The sequence below is a fragment of the Pseudoalteromonas sp. Angola-30 genome (genome assembly GCF_028599215.1).
Lineage (GTDB): Bacteria > Pseudomonadota > Gammaproteobacteria > Enterobacterales > Alteromonadaceae > Pseudoalteromonas > Pseudoalteromonas atlantica.
In genome coordinates this window covers 151,060-167,279 of sequence record NZ_JAQREI010000004.1, presented here as the reverse complement: position 1 = coordinate 167,279, position 16,220 = coordinate 151,060, and the positions used below count along the sequence as shown (strand labels likewise).

Here is a 16,220-nt window from a genome sequence, read left to right as displayed (position 1 = left end):
TTTGTTTAGTTTTAAAACTAAACATTTTAAGAGTCAATAACACTAGGGGTAGCGTTAATGACTCAATATAAAACGTTAAAATCAGCTTACTGCAAAGCCCTAACTACGCCCTCCATAAGCACACGAGCACTGCGGCTCATACTTGCTTTTGTTACTTGCCAATCTCCAGCTATTTTTTTAGCTTCTGCGCCTACTTTTAGCGTGCCAGAGGGGTGGCCAAAGTTAACTTCGTTTAATGTCCCGCCACCTGCGGCCACATTAACAAGCGTACCTTCAATAGCGGCGGCTGCGCCAATAGCGACTGCAGCTGTGCCCATCATAGCGTGATGAAGCTTGCCCATAGACATAGCACGTACTAATAAATCAATTGTTGTAGCTTCAATAAACTTACCACTTGACGCGTTATAATCTAATGGCGCTGCCACAAAGGCTACTTTAGGTGTATGTTGGCGTGTTTGCGCCTCGTTAATATTAGCTATTAACCCCATTTTGACTGCGCCATAGGCACGAATAGTTTCAAGCTTTTTAAGTGCGTCAGTATCGTTATTAATATCGCTTTGCAGCTCAGTGCCACTATAGCCAATATCCGCGGCATTAATAAATACAGTAGGAATACCCGCGTTTATCATAGTGGCTTTTAGAGTACCAACACCTGGTACTTCTAAGTCATCTACTACATTGCCTGTTGGGAATAACGCCCCTTCACCATCGGCGGGGTTTAAAAACTCTAGCTTTACCTCAGCAGCAGCAAAGGTCACGCCATCAAGTTCAAAATCGCCAGTTTCTTGTACTTCGCCATTGGTGATAGGCACATGAACTAAAATGCTTTTTTTAATATTGGCCTGCCATACACGCACCACGGCTACACCGTTATAGGGGACTTTGCTTTTATCAACTAAGCCGTTCGTTATAGCAAACGCACCTACTGCGCTGGTTAAATTACCGCAATTGCCGCTCCAATCTATAAAAGGTTTATCTATTGCCACTTGGCCAAATAAATAATCCACATCGTGGTTAGGTTGCTCGCTTTTACTTAAAATAACCGTTTTACTAGTACTTGATGTTGCACCGCCCATTCCATCGGTTTGTTTGCCATATGGGTCGGGGCTACCAATTATGCGTAACAGTAAATTGTCGCGTGCCTCACCTGCCACTTGGGCAGGTTTGGGTAAGTCGGTTAACTTAAAAAATACACCTTTACTGGTGCCGCCGCGCATATAAGTTGCTGGCACTTTAATTTGTGGTTTAAACATAATGTACGCCCCTTATGCTGATTGCGTAGCTTCTAAAAAGTCTTGCGCAAAGCGCTGTAATACACCACCAGCGGCATAAATAGAAAGTTCTTCTTGGGTATCCAATCTGCATTTCATAGGTACTGTTAGAACCTCACCGTTTTTACGTGTAATCACTAAATCAAGCGCTTCACCTGGTGTTGGCTCACCTTTTACATCAAAGCTTTCGCTGCCATCAATGTTAAGCGTTTTACGGGTAGTGCCCGGTTTAAATTCAAGCGGTAAAACACCCATACCAATTAAGTTAGTACGGTGAATACGCTCAAAGCCCTCTGCAGCTATAACCTCAACGCCTGCAAGCCTTACCCCTTTTGCAGCCCAATCACGCGATGAGCCTTGACCATAATCGGCGCCGGCTACAATAATAAGAGGTTGTTTACGCTGCATATAAGCTTCGATTGCTTCCCACATACGTGTGTTAGTACCTTGTGGCTCTAATCGTGCGTATGAACCTTGTTTAACTTCGCCGTTTTCATCACGCACCATTTCGTTTAACAATTTAGGGTTTGCAAATGTAGCGCGCTGCGCTGTTAAGTGATCGCCTCGGTGCGTTGCGTACGAGTTAAAATCCTCTTCAGGAACATTCATTTTAGTTAAGTATTCACCTGCGGCACTGCTTGCCATAATAGCGTTTGAAGGCGATAAATGATCCGTTGTAATGTTATCGCCAAGTACAGCAAGTGCGCGCATGCCGGTCATGGTTCGCTCACCTGCAAGGGCACCTTCCCAGTATGGCGGGCGGCGAATATAGGTACTTTGCTCGCGCCAATTGTATAGCGGGTCGTTGTCTTCACCGTAATCTACGGTTAAATCGAACATAGGTTCGTACACTTTTTTAAATTGCTCTGGCTTTACACTTTGTTTGATTACTTCATCTATTTCTTCATCGCTTGGCCATAAATCTTTTAGCGTTATGTCGTTACCATTTTGATCTTTCCCTAGTACACCTTTTTCAATATCAAAACGAATAGTACCGGCAATAGCGTAAGCCACCACTAATGGCGGTGACGCTAAAAAGGCTTGCTTAGCATACGGATGTATACGCCCATCAAAGTTACGGTTGCCCGAAAGTACCGCTGTTGCGTATAAGTCGCGATCTATCACTTCTTGTTGAATTACAGGGTCAAGCGCGCCACTCATGCCGTTACAGGTAGTACAAGCAAAACCAACAATACCAAAGCCAAGTTTTTCAAGTTCAGGGAGTAATTTTGCTTCTTCTAGGTATGATTGCACCGCTTTTGAACCCGGTGCTAATGACGTTTTAACCCAGGGTTTACGCATTAAACCTTTGGCATTTGCATTACGCGCAAGTAAGCCGGCAGCAATTACGTTGCGCGGATTACTGGTGTTAGTACAACTGGTAATAGCAGCAATAATACAGGCGCCATCTGGCATTAAGCCTTCTTCGTTTTCAACAACACCAGATATACCTTCTTTGGCTAAATCGCTGGTGGATACACGACGGTGTGGGTTTGAAGGCCCAGCAATATTGCGTCCAACGCTTGATAAATCAAATTTAAGCACCCGCTCATATTTTGCGGTTTTTAAACTATCGCTCCAAAGGCCTGCCGTTTTAGCGTAGTTTTCTACAAGCGCTATTTGCTCTTCATCACGCCCTGTTAAACGCAAATAATCGATTGTTTTATCATCTATATAAAACATTGCAGCAGTGGCACCAAATTCTGGTGTCATGTTTGAAATCGTTGCTCTGTCGCCAAGGGTTAGTGCATCAGCGCCTTCGCCGTAAAATTCTAAATAGGTCGATACGACACGCTGAGCGCGTAAAAATTCGGTAATAGCCAGCACTATATCGGTTGCGGTAATCCCAGGCTGGCGAGTGCCTGTAAGCTCAACTCCTACTATATCAGGCAAGCGCATGTAAGAGGCGCGGCCAAGCATTACGCTTTCGGCTTCAAGCCCACCAACACCTACAGCAATTACGCCAAGTGCATCCACATGCGGGGTGTGGCTGTCGGTACCTACTAAGGTATCGGGGAATGCAATGCCATCGCGGTTTTGAATAACAGGCGACATTTTTTCAAGGTTAATTTGATGCATAATGCCGTTACCAGGCGGAATAACATCAATATTTTTAAAGGCGGTTTTAGTCCAGTTTATAAAATGAAAACGGTCGTCGTTGCGTCTATCTTCTATTGCACGGTTTTTTTCAAACGCTTCAGGGTCAAAGCCTGCATGCTCAACCGCTAATGAGTGATCAACAATTAGCTGTGTAGGCACAACCGGGTTTACTTTTGCTGGATCACCACCTTTTGCGGCAATGGCGTCGCGCAGGCCTGCTAAATCAACTAAAGCAGTTTGGCCTAAAATATCGTGGCACACTACGCGCGCCGGATACCACGGAAAGTCTAAATCTTGCTTACGCTCAATAAGCTGATTAAGCGCATCGGTTAGCATATCAGGCTCACAGCGGCGCACTAAGTTTTCGGCAAGTACGCGTGATGTGTAAGGCAATGTGGCATAAGCACCAGGCTTTATTGCATCAACGGCTTCTTGCGAATCGTAGTAATCCACATTTGAGCCGGGCAATGGTTTTCGGTATTGGGTGTTATTAATTATGGTCATAATATCTGTTCGCTAATAGGTGACGGGAAATAAAAGGCAAGAGGTGAGCGTATTGCTCACCCTATACCAATCCGCTTAATTAAGTATTGTTACGGATTGGTATTATGTGTAACTAATTAGCCTCTTGATTCAATTGGCGTGTAGCTACGTGCCTCTGGCCCTGTGTAATCTGCACTTGGGCGAATAATACGGTTATTAGCGCGCTGCTCTTTAACATGTGCCGTCCAGCCGGTAACACGGCTCATTACAAATATTGGCGTAAATAACTTAGTTGGGATCCCCATAAAGTGATACGCCGATGCATGGAAAAAATCGGCATTACAAAACAGTTTTTTCTCGCGCCACATAACTTCTTCACACCTAACCGACACAGTGTAAAGCACATCATCGCCCACCTCTTTAGCTAGTTTTTCAGAGAACTTTTTAATAATAACGTTACGTGGGTCTGACTCACGGTAAATAGCGTGGCCAAAGCCCATTATTTTATCTTTGCGCTCTAGCATACCCATAATTTCTTGCTCGGCGTGCTCTGCACTTGTAAAGCCTTGAATCATATCCATAGCAGCTTCGTTTGCACCACCATGCAGTGGCCCACGTAGCGTACCAATAGCGCCCGTTACACAAGAATGAATATCAGAAAGCGTTGATGCACATACACGCCCCGTAAACGTAGAGGCATTAAATTCATGCTCTGCGTATAAAATTAGCGACACATTCATTACTTGCGCAAAAAGCTCGCTGGGTGCTTTGTCGTGTAATAGGGTTAAAAAATGCGCGCCCACTGAGTCGTCATCAGTTTGTGTTTCAATACGCACGCCATCGTGAGTAAAGCGATACCAGTAACAAATAATACTTGGGAACACTGCAACCATACGGTCAATCGCATCGTTTGCTTGGCTAAAATCAAGTTCCATTTCTAGGTTACCCAGCATAGAGCAACCGGTACGCATAACATCCATTGGATGCGCGTCTTTAGGAATATTTTCAAGCACGGTTTTTAGTGCATCTGGCAGGCCGCGTAAGCTTTTTAATTTAGCTTTATACTCGGCTAGTTCATTGGCTGTTGGTAGCTCGCCGCGTGAAAGTAAAAAAGACACTTCTTCAAACTGTGCTTTTTCGGCAAGTTCGCTAATATCGTACCCACAATACGTTAAACCTGAGCCTGTTTGCCCTACTGTACATAATGCGGTTTGCCCTGCAACTTGCCCGCGTAAACCTGCTCCACCTAATGCTTTATCTACCATGATCTTCTCCTATCTAAATTTGTGTGTGTTATCTATTTTAATAGTTATTATTTGTCAGATTTTGATGAAAAAAGGTTATCGAGTGTGTTTTCGTATGTGTGGTAATCTAAAAATTCGTAAAGCTCGGCGCGTGTTTGCATGTTCTCAATTTCGCTTTGCTGCGAACCTTCATTTAAAATGGCAGAGTACACATTAAGCGCAGCTTTATTCATTGCTCTAAAGGCGCTAAGTGGATAAAGCACCATTTCTACACCTACTTCACTTAACTGCTCTTTGGTGTAAATAGGCGTTTGGCCAAACTCTGTAATATTAGCTAAAATTGGTACATTAATCGCCTTTGCAAATGCTTGGTAGTCGGCAAGGTCGTGCACGGCTTCTGCAAAAATAGCGTCTGCGCCCGCTTCAACACACGCAGCTGCGCGGTCAATCGCGGCGCTTAAACCTTCTTTTTGAAACGCATCGGTACGCGCCATAATGTAAAAATCACTATCGGTTTTTGCATCAACCGCGGCTTTAATGCGGTCAACCATTTCACCTTGGCTTACAATTTCTTTATTAGGGCGATGACCGCAACGCTTTTGTGCCACTTGGTCTTCAATATGAAAACCCGCTGCGCCTGCTTTGGTCATTTCTTTAACGGTACGCGCAATATTAAACGCCCCGCCCCAGCCTGTATCGGCATCTACCAGTAGTGGTAAATCGCTGGCACCAGTAATACGGCGAATATCTTCAAGTACATTATCAAGGCTGGTCATGCCTAAATCGGGCATACCGTAAGAGGCGTTCGCAACACCGGCACCTGAGAGATAAATAGCTTGGTGGCCCATTTTTTCAGCCATCATGGCTGTGTAGGCATTAATAGTACCCACTACTTGTAATGGGCGGTTATTCGCAATGGCCTGTTTAAATTTTAATCCTGCTGACATTATTTTCTCCTCACTTTGAACGGTTGCTACATGGAGTAACTTATATTTTTGATCTTACATTGTGACTGTTTAACTGTTACTAGCTTTTAGCTATTAGCTTTTATAAAGTTTTTGTTTATGACAAATACCAATCTGTATGTGTATGAGGTCTATTTAACGCTAAGAAAATCGTTCTGTAACTAGGCAATAATTTTTATGTTTAGTGGTTCTAAATAAAAAATTCTTAACGACGTTATAGAGCGATTTAATCAGTTAAATTGTTCGAATACTCATATTGATTGGTATACATCAAATTTGGTTTGAATATTTGCTTGCGATGCGCTGATGTGTCGTTTCATCAGCATTTCGGCAAGTTCACCATCGTGGTTTTCTATCGCGTTAATAATAGCTAAGTGCTCGTCAAACGCTTTTGATACGCGCGGACCTACCATGCCCATTTGTACACGGTACATACGTATTAATTGGTAAAGCTCGTTACATAACAAATGGATTAAATGGGCGTTTTTACTGCCTTTAATAATGCGATAGTGAAAGTCTAAATCGCCCGCTTCTTGATAGTACGACTCCCCCTCTTTAACACGCTGCGTTTGCAAATGCTGATTAAGTAATTGCTTTAAGCCTTTAACTTCGTCAGCTGCCATATTGTCGGCAGCAAGCCTACATGCTAAGCCTTCAAGCGAGCTGCGTACTTGGTACACTTCAATTAAACGCTCTGCGGTTAGCGCCACTACTCGGCAACCTACATTGGCTTTACGCTCCACTAAGTAACAGCTTTCTAAGCGATTAAGTGCTTCTCTAAGCGTCGCACGGCTTACACCGTAGCGCTTTGCAAGCTCAGGCTCCGATATTTTGCTACCCTGCTGTATGCTGCCTTCTACTATTTCACGGCGCATATCAACAAACACTTGGTCAGATGCTGTAGTAATAGGTGTATCGTTTAAAAAAGGTTGCGTCATGGCTTTATAAATAAATTGTCGACAATTGATGGGTTAACTATGTGCTTAATAAAAAAACATGTCAACCCCACCTAGGGTGAAAATGAGTAAAAAACACACTCATTGTCGACACTGTTAATCTAAAGTCGTATAAAATTGCTTTAAAGTTAAACTAAAAACACAATGTGTCGACACACCAATAAATTATAAAGCCGCTATTTAACACTGAAATAGTGCGTTAAAAGTGCTAATATCGCGCTTTATTTTTTAATGTACGAGCCAACGCGTGAACGCCAACACTTTTATTCCTGAGCATTTTATTGACGACGTAAAAACCTATTTACCTGCGCACCTAAATTTAGACGACTTTATAAACGCGTGCCGTCGCCCTCTCAGAAAATCTATTCGTGTAAATACATTAAAAATTAGCGTTGCTGAATTTAAACACCGTGCAGAGCAAAAAAACTGGCAACTTACACCCATACCTTGGTGTAGTGAGGGTTTTTGGCTAGAACGCCCAAGCGATGAAGAGCAAAACTTAACATTAGGCAATACCGACTTACATTTAAGCGGCGCCATGTACGTGCAAGAGGCAAGCTCAATGCTGCCGCCTATGGCACTAAAACAAAGTATTGAAAACTCAGATTTACAAGATAATTACGTACTTGATATGGCATCAGCGCCTGGCTCTAAAACTTCGCAACTTGCCGCAATAATGAATAACCAAGGCGTACTTGTTGCCAACGAGCTTTCGTCATCACGCTTAAAAGTACTTAGCGCTACGCTTAAGCGTATGGGCGTTGGTAACTGTGCGCTCTCGCACTTTGATGGCGTCATATTTGGTAACTATATGTTTGAATGCTTTGATAGCATTTTACTTGATGCACCCTGCTCTGGCGAAGGTACCGTACGTAAAGATGCCGATGCACTTAAAAACTGGTCAATAGAATCAAATATAGAAATTGCTCAAGTTCAAAAAGATTTAATAAAAAGCGCTTTTTACGCATTAAAACCAGGCGGTACGCTGGTGTATTCAACCTGTACGCTTACCCCGCTCGAAAACCAACAAGTATGCAACTACCTACTGAATGAATTTGGCGACTACATTGAGCCGCAATCGCTAAGTGATTTATTTAAAGGGGCAGAAAAAGCCACAACCGCCGAGGGCTATTTACATGTGTGGCCGCAAACATTCGACAGTGAAGGTTTTTTTATCGCTAAGTTTAAAAAACTCGCAAGCTGCAATAACCCAACCCAAAGCGTTAAAAAAGGTGCGTTTCCGTTTAACGAGTTTGATAAAAAACAAACCAGCTCTTTTATGAGCGAGCTTAAAAAACAGTTTGGCTTAAAAACGCTGCCAGGTAAGTTAATGCAGCGCGATAAAGAACTGTGGTTATTTCCTGATGGTTTTGAAGCCGTTCAAAACAAAATAAAATACGCACGTTTAGGTATTCAACTAGGTATTATTCATAAAAACGGAGTAAGGCTAACTCACGAGTTTGCTACCGTGTTTGGTAATGAATGCAAAAGCAATATGTATGCTTTAACAAACGAGCAAGCAAACGACTACTTTAATGGTAAAGATATACGCCTAGAAGACGTTACAAAAGCCAGCGGCGAAGTAGTACTAACCTTATGTGGCTGCCCGATAGGACTAGGCAAATGGCAAAAAAATAAGATCAAAAACTCTTTGCCACGCGATCTTGTGCAAAATACCCAGTTAATAAGCTGGGCATAAAGCACTCAACACAAAGGGTAACCTGTGCACAATATTATTAAGTCTTTGTTATCATTTACGGTTAATAAACAAACAAAATTTAGAGTTTTGCAAATTAGTTAACTACAATTAAAGGTACTTTCTTCTTCTCCCTAAGAATTGCGAAAGTGTATTTAGTTAGCGCAAGGCTCAACTAAGAGCCATTTGTAGCCCAGAGCTTATACAATGGCTCTGGGTTTTTTATGCAACTAGGTTAAGTGATTTGTTTAAAGATAGTTAGACATACTGCGCTTTAGAGGACTGACCAACAAAGTAAAATGTTTAGATTGGTTATGTATTCTCATTTATTTCTCTCAGTGAAATTTTAGTTATTTAAATCACAAAGAGGTTTAGAGACGCTCCGCTTTAGAGTAGTAACAAAAAAGTAAAATGTATCGATTGGTTGTGTCTTCTCATTTACTCCTCATTTGCTTCTCTTTGTGAGCAGTGTTTTATTTTAGCAATTAAAAGCTTTCGCTTTTCACGTGAGCATGCTCTACATCTACTGCGAAGGTGTAGATATGGGTTTTACTTGTAGACGTGAAGCTTGCTCACGCAAGCTATTAAAAATTAGTTAAATATTCACAAAGAGGTTTAGAGGCGCTGCGCTTTAGAGAAGTTAACTAGTGATTAAGTAAAAAGAGTTCAAATACATACAAAAACTAGGTTTATAAAAACTAATTACAATGTTTTTTAAACATCCAGCTATTTCTGGCAGATTCAAACTGCGCGCCAAACTTAAGAGATAAACATAAAATAGGCAATGCATCTACTTGTTTAGCTATCTCAAACGCACGTGAAAACTTATAACCATGCTTGGCTGCAAGCCTAAGCTCGCTAACATACAAAGCTTTATATTTTGGAGGGAGTTGCTGCCAGTTAACAAGCGCTATTTCAATAACACCTAAATGAACATCTATTTTAAAAGGGCCTGCTTTTTTAGCCTGCTGAATATAACCAATTACACGATCACTTGGTCCCTCTTGATAACTTGTTACTTTAGCTAAGTCTATCCATGTTTCGGCCCACGATGTCCTGTACTTTAACGAATTTAAAAGAGAAGACTCTACTTGCTCATATACTTTAGGAGCGCTTTCAACGTTTACATTATTTTTAGTTAGGCTAAGCATTTTTATGTACGCACTTAGCTGCCAATAATGCGCTTGGAGAGGCTCAAGTTGTGTGGCGAGTGTTATTGCCTCGTTTGCCAGGTTTAGCTCTTGAGGAGTTATTAAAGCACGAGACTGTTTCAGCGTATTTAATGCATTAAAATACCATGCATTAGCACGCATACTTTGTATGCTCTCGTAACTAATAAATAATGTAATAATTGCTAGTAAAGTTATTTGAGTTAGCTTTTTTAAATCATTCATCAAACAAAGACTCTGTTAAACGCTGTGGATTGGTAACAAATAATTTTTCTGCCTCAAACTCACCAATTAAATCTGCAACTAACTTTTTTGCATTGCTTAATATTGGAGGCCTACGTTTAACTGAATGGGCATCAGAGGCAACATAACTAACCAATCCTTTTTGTAACATATCAATACTAATTGCTTTTGCAGTATCACCCCAAGCCCCTTCTATACTTGAGGCTGTTAATTGAAAATCACAACCTAATTGTTTTAAGCGCTCTATGTAGAAAGGATTTGCTTGAATATCTCTGTTACGTTCAGGATGAGGTACTATCACTTTTATATTTCGATTAGATAACCAATTTATAAACTTGTCGTAACCTTGCGGTACATGCGAATGAGGTAGCTCTAGTAATAAGTAATTAGTTGAGCCAGAAGCCCCAATAAAGGGCAATTGGTCAGACATGATTAACGCCATTAATTCAATATCGAGCCTAACCTCAGCAGCTACTGCAAGCTTTAAATTAATACCTACATTGAAAGCCTCTCGCTTTAAAACATCTATGTCATTATTAAGTGCTTTTGCTGAGTTATTAAATCGGCCTATATGAATATGTGGGGTTGCTACCATGTGTGTTATCCCATCATTTTGCGCCATTTTTAATAACGCTAAAGACTCAGACAAGTCTTTAGCGCCATCATCAATACCAGGCAAAATGTGTGAATGAATATCAAACATAGGTTATTAGCAACTAAGAAGTTGGTTGCTCAGGCTTTTGAGAGTAATCGTAATAATCATAGTATCCGTGACTGTGCTCATCCTTACTTTTACTCATATCAACTTTATTAAGTACAATACCTGCTACATGCGCCTTAGACTCAAAGAGTCGCTCTATTCCGGCTTTTATTGGTTTAATACGGGTAACGTCCGATTTAACTACATAAATAACTGAGTCAGCACCTTGTGAAATAACAAGTGCATCACTCACAGCCTGAGTTGGAGGGGTATCAATTATTATATGATCGTACTTCGTTTTTAAAACATCGAGCACTTCGTTAAAGCGTGAGCTAGATAAGAGCTCTAACGGGTTACCAGGAATTTGCCCACTAGGCATAATAGCAACACCAGACTGCCCATCTACATGAACACACTCACTAAACTGCTCAGTACCTATAATTAAATTACTTAGCCCAGGGTGGAACACAGGTATATCAAAGCGCTTTGCTATGCTTGGTTTACGCAAATCTGCATCAATTAATAATACCTTACCCATTTGTGCAAGCGACATAGCTAAATTAGCTGAAGTAGTCGTTTTACCTTCACCTGGAGAGCTTGATGTAACTGCAATAACTTTATGATCGCGATCTAATTGCGTTAATAATAAACTAGTACGGAATGTACGAACAGACTCTGCAAAACGCCTGTAGTTATCGTCAAGGTAAGCATGTATAGGAAATACGCTCTTTTTCGGCATCGGCACATTAGGTAATAAGCCTAGCATGCGCTGTGCAAGCTTACCCTCTACATCGTTTTTAGTTTTAACGGTATCGTTTAAAGCATCAAATACAAAGCTCATTACAACTGCAAAACCAAAACTTACAACAAAAGCAAGTACAATTATCAGCTTTTTATTTGGCTTAGCTGGATCTTTAGGAGCAAATGCACGATCAGTAAAGCGTGCAGCTGCAGAACTAAAGTCACTTGTTACTTCGGTTTCTTTAGAACGTGATAAGAACGTATTAAATATATTACGATTAGTTTCAACTTCACGTTTAAGCTGATTATATTTAGTTTCTTTACGCGTAATATCTTGATACTCAGCACGTATTTTAGCCAAATCACGTTCGAGCGCAGTCACAGTACGTGTTATACGGTTTAACTCTTTTTCGATGCCGGTAATAAGGCCTTTTATTTGCTTATTTAAATTATTTTTTACAGTAGCAAGTTCAGCCTTCGCAGAAATTATTTTAGGGTGTTTAGGACCATAAACTTCACTCAAGTCACTTAATTTACGTTCAACGAGTATTACCTCACGCTTTACATCCTGTATCACTTTATGGGAAGTGATTTCTGGCATACTGCCTAAAAGTTCTAAATTGTTATTACCATACTCACTGATAACACGGTTAATGCTTTCAAGGTTATTTTTTTCGTTACGTGCTACTACTAACTGTTGTGATATCTGCTCAAGCTCTTGTGTTGCTAGACCCGCTATCCCTTCAATATCAACTAATTTTTGCTGTTCACGGTAGGCTTGCAAGCGTACTTCAGAGTCATCTAACTGAACACGAAGCTGAGATAAACGCGTATTTAACCAGCTAGATGCTTGTTGCGTTATACCCATTTTTGCACGCATTTGGCTTTCTATGTAAACTTCGCCTACTGTATTTGCTACAAGTGCAGCTAATTTTGGGTCGCTCGATTCAAAGCTCACCCTAACTAATTGGGTTTTACGAATGGGTGAAACTGAAAGTCGAGATTTAAAAGCAGATAATAAGCCAAGCATTTCACGCTCAGCTTTTTCTTCAGCAGAATATACCGCCGTTTCTTTTTTATTTAAAAAAGGCAAGTACGATTTAATTGCCGTTTTCACTTCACTGACAGGAGAAGGTTTAGCAATAAAATCCGTATGACTTCTTAAGTCAAGTTTTCTGATCACCTCACGAGCTATACTATCAGACTTAATTACCTCAAACTGGGTCAAGTAATACTCTTTTTGGTTAGAGTCTAATCCGTATATTTCCTCAAAACTAACTGCTTTAGCTTGCTCTGCTTCTATAAGTAATGTAGCTGTTGCAACATACTTAGGCACTAAAGTAAGGGTAACCATAATAGTTAATAAAGTAACCACGGTTGCAAAACCTAATATGCGCCACTTAGAACGTTTAAGCACATTAAGGTAGGCACTAAAGTCTATTATTTCTTCATTATTGTTTATGTTATCGTTCATTTGGTTCATTAAATACTGCCTTGTAAACTGCTTAAAACAAGCGTTGTTCAATTTTTATAGTATCGCCCGCCGCAATTTGGCTATTTAAACTACCTTTTTGTTGCTGCTGTTTTGTTTGCTCTTTAAATATAAAAATTTTATCTACAGATGCTCGCTCAGTTAAACCGCCAGCAAGAGCTATAGCTTGGTTAACTGTCATCGCGGGTTGGTAAGGATAAGCCCCAGGGTTTTCAACCTCGCCATGTATGTAAAAAGGTCTGTATTCTATAACTTGTACATAAACATTAGGGTTTACTAAATAATCGGGCTTTAGCCCCTCGGTGATGACCTGTTCAACCTCTGAGGTGTTTAAACCTGCAAGTTTAACTTTACCTAAAAATGGGTAATTAACCTCACCACTATTACCTAGTAATGCAGTAACTTCTAAATCTGGTTGACCAAATACTTTAATTTCAACCTTATCACCTGCTCCTAATACATAACTTTGCGCAGATTGAGCAAAACAAATACTGCTAAATACAAGCAGCGTTAAACTAAAAATATACTTCATTAATTAGCCTTTAACGCAAAAGTAAAGTTAACACCGACTATTACGCGGTCAAACTCAATTGCATCTTGTGTAGAGTTTTTATCCATAAAATCTACATACGTAGAAACCATACCGAAATTACTAGCCACGTAGTTAAGCCCCAAACGTAAGTTTTTAGTTTTATCTTTACGGCCAACGTCACCTGTATATTGCTCATCTGTGTAACTTGCACTCGCAAGCGAACTTAAGTATTCACTCCAGTTATGAGTCCAATTAACACCATAAACACTTTCTTTAATGTAATCGCCCTGTACTAACGGGTCTTTTGCTGCGCGACTAGTCATAAACTGAACTGTAGAGTAACTAAGCGGCTGCCAATTAATCGCTGCTTCCCAGCTTATACCACTAAAATTTTCACGCTGACTCGATTCAAAGTCTTTGCTTTGATAACCCACTTTAAACGAACCAGAAGTAACAGCCGTTGCCTCCCACTCCATACCTGCTAGTACTTTTACATCATCGCTGTCACGCGAAATACCACTACTAGCTAATACATCGTAACGATAATTCTCTTGTTTAACTTCCAAAAAGGTACGAGTGGCAGCTTGGGTATTATAATAACCTGTTACCCCTATTAACGATTTATCATAGTCTCGGTACTGAGATACTTCTCTAAAACTTTGGTATTTTTTACTAAAAAAACCAGCACTTAAAGCCACTTGCGCTTTTGAACTTTGTGCGCCATATTCATAACGCGCTAAAACATTTTGTTGTTGATACTTTACAAGTTCGTTAACTACATCCCCAAGGCCTTCAGTTATGCCACTACCGCGTGGTTCATATAGCCAATCGGCGTCACCATTAACATCTAACCTATGTTGGCTTGTAAATTCTTTATGAACACCCGCACCTATATTAACTTGCGTAAAGTTATCTGTAGCATCTTTATTGTGTAACGAGCTACTAGTACCCAAATCTAGACTATAGCTATCTGGGCCATCATCAATTACCGCTTTAACATTAGGAGTAATTGTCCAAATTAATCGCGACTCTTCATCATCGGGGGTGCTAAAAAAGTTATTGTTACTACTAATACCAGTTTGTAAAGTGGGGGTGATTTCAGCCCCATCTTTAGTCATAATACTACCAGGCTTTAAATTAGCAGCTGCAGGGGCAGCTATAACAACGCTAAGTAAAGCGCTAAGTGGTACAAGTTTTTTAGTATGCATTTGCATTTTTAAATCCCTTAAAAATTGTCATAAAAATAATTTTAACATCAAACCACAACGACCAATGTTTAATATAATGCAGGTCAAACTCTACACGTTTTTCCATTTTGTCCAATGTATCGGTTTCGCCACGCCAGCCATTAATTTGTGCCCAACCAGTAATACCTGGTTTAGCTTTATGGCGTAACATATAAAACTCTACTTTTTTACGGTATTCTTCATTATGTGCAACAGCGTGAGGCCTTGGTCCAACTATCGACATATCGCCTTTTAAAACATTTATAAATTGCGGTAATTCATCAAGGCTAGTACGTCGCAAAAAACCGCCTAAAGGAGTAATACGTGCATCATTCTTTTTAGCTTGAGTCACAACCGCACTGTTTTCAGTAACGGTCATTGAACGAAACTTCCATACCTTAATTTTACGTCCATCAAGGCCATACCTGTCTTGTTTAAAAATAACCGGCCCTTTAGATGTAAATTTAACAGCAAATGCAATAGCAATTAAAATGGGCGAAATCAATATTAAAATTAAAGAGGCAACAATTATATCCTCAGTGCGCTTTATAAATTCTCGTGCACCAATAAATGGGGATTCAAATACGCTTAGCGTATCAAGTTCTCCAACGTGCTCTATTCGTGCGTGTATTAGGTTAGACATTAAAAAGTCTGGGATAATATGTACATCTACTGTGGTATCACCCAATTGTAATAATATTTCAGCAATGCGCTTATCCGCTTTCATAGGTAGGGCAATATATAAAACGCCAATTTCCCCTTTTCGGGCAGCATTAACAGCGTCCTGAATTTTACCTGCAACATCATGTTTGGTTGAATTTTCGAATAATCGTTCTGGTTTACGGTCGTCATAAAAGCCTAAAAACTTAAACCCCAACTCATCATTTTTATTAATTTCGTTGTATAAATGAACAGCAGACTCTGTTGCACCAACAATGGCAACATTTCGTAAGTTTATTCCAAGCTTTCTTCTATTTCGTTTAAATAAATAAGTAACTAGCCTCCAGCTATACATAAAAGCAAAGCTAAGTAAAAACCATAAACCTAAACCAATACGAGAAAGCTCACCCGTAAACTTAAAAACAAACGACACACAAAATAAAACAGCGAAGGCAGCAAATAAAGCTCCCCAAGCACACAAAACCATGGTTCTAAATTTACCAGCACGCCAAGAGCGATAAGCAGAAAATATTTCTGCACAATACAAAAAGCTTAGCCCAACTGTTAAAACAGAGACCATATAAATTGGGGTCAAATTTAAATTGTAAAATAAAGCAGAACACTGAAAGGCTATAAACAACGCAAAAATATCAAACAATCGATAAAAATTCGCATCAGACGAGCCTGTTGGCTTAAACGTCCGTGAAGATGTCATACTATGTATCCCTATAGATATCTTTAT

12 protein-coding genes are annotated in these 16,220 nt (G+C 40.2%); 1 reads left to right on the top strand and 11 read right to left on the bottom strand.

Annotated elements, in window-relative coordinates:
• Positions 1-86: 86 nt before the first annotated feature.
• From prpF to PSH54_RS07840, 5 genes are all read right to left on the bottom strand, one after another.
• On the bottom strand, positions 87-1,253 hold the full coding sequence (prpF, locus tag PSH54_RS07860) for a 2-methylaconitate cis-trans isomerase PrpF (RefSeq protein WP_273605874.1): 1,167 nt from the start codon (positions 1,251-1,253) through the stop codon (positions 87-89).
• 12 nt (positions 1,254-1,265) lie between these two features.
• Positions 1,266-3,875, bottom strand: coding sequence for a Fe/S-dependent 2-methylisocitrate dehydratase AcnD (gene acnD, locus PSH54_RS07855; protein ID WP_273605873.1), 2,610 nt, complete (start codon positions 3,873-3,875; stop codon positions 1,266-1,268).
• A 116-nt stretch (positions 3,876-3,991) separates the two neighbouring features.
• On the bottom strand, positions 3,992-5,119 hold the full coding sequence (prpC, locus tag PSH54_RS07850) for a bifunctional 2-methylcitrate synthase/citrate synthase (RefSeq protein WP_273605872.1): 1,128 nt from the start codon (positions 5,117-5,119) through the stop codon (positions 3,992-3,994).
• A gap of 47 nt (positions 5,120-5,166) precedes the next feature.
• Positions 5,167-6,045, bottom strand: a complete 879-nt coding sequence (gene prpB / locus PSH54_RS07845) for a methylisocitrate lyase (protein WP_055253209.1) — start codon at positions 6,043-6,045, stop codon at positions 5,167-5,169.
• A 269-nt stretch (positions 6,046-6,314) separates the two neighbouring features.
• On the bottom strand, positions 6,315-7,001 hold the full coding sequence (locus tag PSH54_RS07840) for a GntR family transcriptional regulator (RefSeq protein WP_024032638.1): 687 nt from the start codon (positions 6,999-7,001) through the stop codon (positions 6,315-6,317).
• Positions 7,002-7,266: 265 nt separating this feature from the next.
• Between PSH54_RS07840 and rsmF the strand changes: the two genes are divergently transcribed.
• Positions 7,267-8,718, top strand: coding sequence for a 16S rRNA (cytosine(1407)-C(5))-methyltransferase RsmF (gene rsmF / locus PSH54_RS07835; RefSeq protein WP_273605871.1), 1,452 nt, complete (start codon positions 7,267-7,269; stop codon positions 8,716-8,718).
• Between the two features lie 695 nt (positions 8,719-9,413).
• Here rsmF and PSH54_RS07830 read toward each other — a convergent pair.
• Genes PSH54_RS07830 through PSH54_RS07805 form a run of 6 tightly spaced genes read right to left on the bottom strand, consistent with a single transcriptional unit; the run spans position 9,414 to position 16,193 of the window.
• Positions 9,414-10,109 (bottom strand): VpsP family polysaccharide biosynthesis protein, encoded by a 696-nt coding sequence (locus tag PSH54_RS07830; protein ID WP_273605870.1) that lies wholly within the window; start codon positions 10,107-10,109, stop codon positions 9,414-9,416.
• Entirely contained in the window at positions 10,102-10,830 is a 729-nt protein-coding gene (locus PSH54_RS07825) for a tyrosine-protein phosphatase (protein WP_273605869.1), read from the bottom strand. The genes PSH54_RS07830 and PSH54_RS07825 overlap by 8 nt, the downstream gene beginning before the upstream one ends.
• 13 nt (positions 10,831-10,843) lie before the next feature.
• A complete protein-coding gene (locus PSH54_RS07820; RefSeq protein WP_273605868.1) occupies positions 10,844-13,051 on the bottom strand; it encodes a GumC family protein in 2,208 nt (735 codons plus the stop codon).
• Between the two features lie 22 nt (positions 13,052-13,073).
• Positions 13,074-13,592 (bottom strand): polysaccharide biosynthesis/export family protein, encoded by a 519-nt coding sequence (locus PSH54_RS07815; protein ID WP_138685184.1) that lies wholly within the window; start codon positions 13,590-13,592, stop codon positions 13,074-13,076.
• A complete protein-coding gene (locus tag PSH54_RS07810) occupies positions 13,592-14,806 on the bottom strand; it encodes an outer membrane beta-barrel protein (RefSeq protein WP_273589702.1) in 1,215 nt (404 codons plus the stop codon). Before PSH54_RS07810 ends, PSH54_RS07815 begins: the two co-directional genes overlap by 1 nt.
• Positions 14,790-16,193 carry an undecaprenyl-phosphate glucose phosphotransferase gene (locus tag PSH54_RS07805; protein WP_273605867.1) on the bottom strand — a complete coding sequence of 468 codons (1,404 nt, stop codon included), beginning with the start codon at positions 16,191-16,193 and terminating at the stop codon, positions 14,790-14,792. The genes PSH54_RS07810 and PSH54_RS07805 overlap by 17 nt, the downstream gene beginning before the upstream one ends.
• Positions 16,194-16,220 lie beyond the last annotated feature (27 nt).

Excerpts from the sequence above, each read along its gene's own strand:
- prpF (WP_273605874.1), bottom strand. The coding sequence starts at position 1,253 with ATGTTTAAACCACAAATTAAAGTGCCAGCAACTTATATGCGCGGCGGC.
- acnD (WP_273605873.1), bottom strand. The coding sequence starts at position 3,875 with ATGACCATAATTAATAACACCCAATACCGAAAACCATTGCCCGGCTCA.
- prpC (WP_273605872.1), bottom strand. The coding sequence starts at position 5,119 with ATGGTAGATAAAGCATTAGGTGGAGCAGGTTTACGCGGGCAAGTTGCA.
- prpB (WP_055253209.1), bottom strand. The coding sequence starts at position 6,045 with ATGTCAGCAGGATTAAAATTTAAACAGGCCATTGCGAATAACCGCCCA.
- PSH54_RS07840 (WP_024032638.1), bottom strand. The coding sequence starts at position 7,001 with ATGACGCAACCTTTTTTAAACGATACACCTATTACTACAGCATCTGAC.
- PSH54_RS07830 (WP_273605870.1), bottom strand. The coding sequence starts at position 10,109 with ATGAATGATTTAAAAAAGCTAACTCAAATAACTTTACTAGCAATTATT.
- PSH54_RS07825 (WP_273605869.1), bottom strand. The coding sequence starts at position 10,830 with ATGTTTGATATTCATTCACACATTTTGCCTGGTATTGATGATGGCGCT.
- PSH54_RS07820 (WP_273605868.1), bottom strand. The coding sequence starts at position 13,051 with ATGAACCAAATGAACGATAACATAAACAATAATGAAGAAATAATAGAC.
- PSH54_RS07815 (WP_138685184.1), bottom strand. The coding sequence starts at position 13,592 with ATGAAGTATATTTTTAGTTTAACGCTGCTTGTATTTAGCAGTATTTGT.
- PSH54_RS07810 (WP_273589702.1), bottom strand. The coding sequence starts at position 14,806 with ATGCAAATGCATACTAAAAAACTTGTACCACTTAGCGCTTTACTTAGC.
- PSH54_RS07805 (WP_273605867.1), bottom strand. The coding sequence starts at position 16,193 with ATGACATCTTCACGGACGTTTAAGCCAACAGGCTCGTCTGATGCGAAT.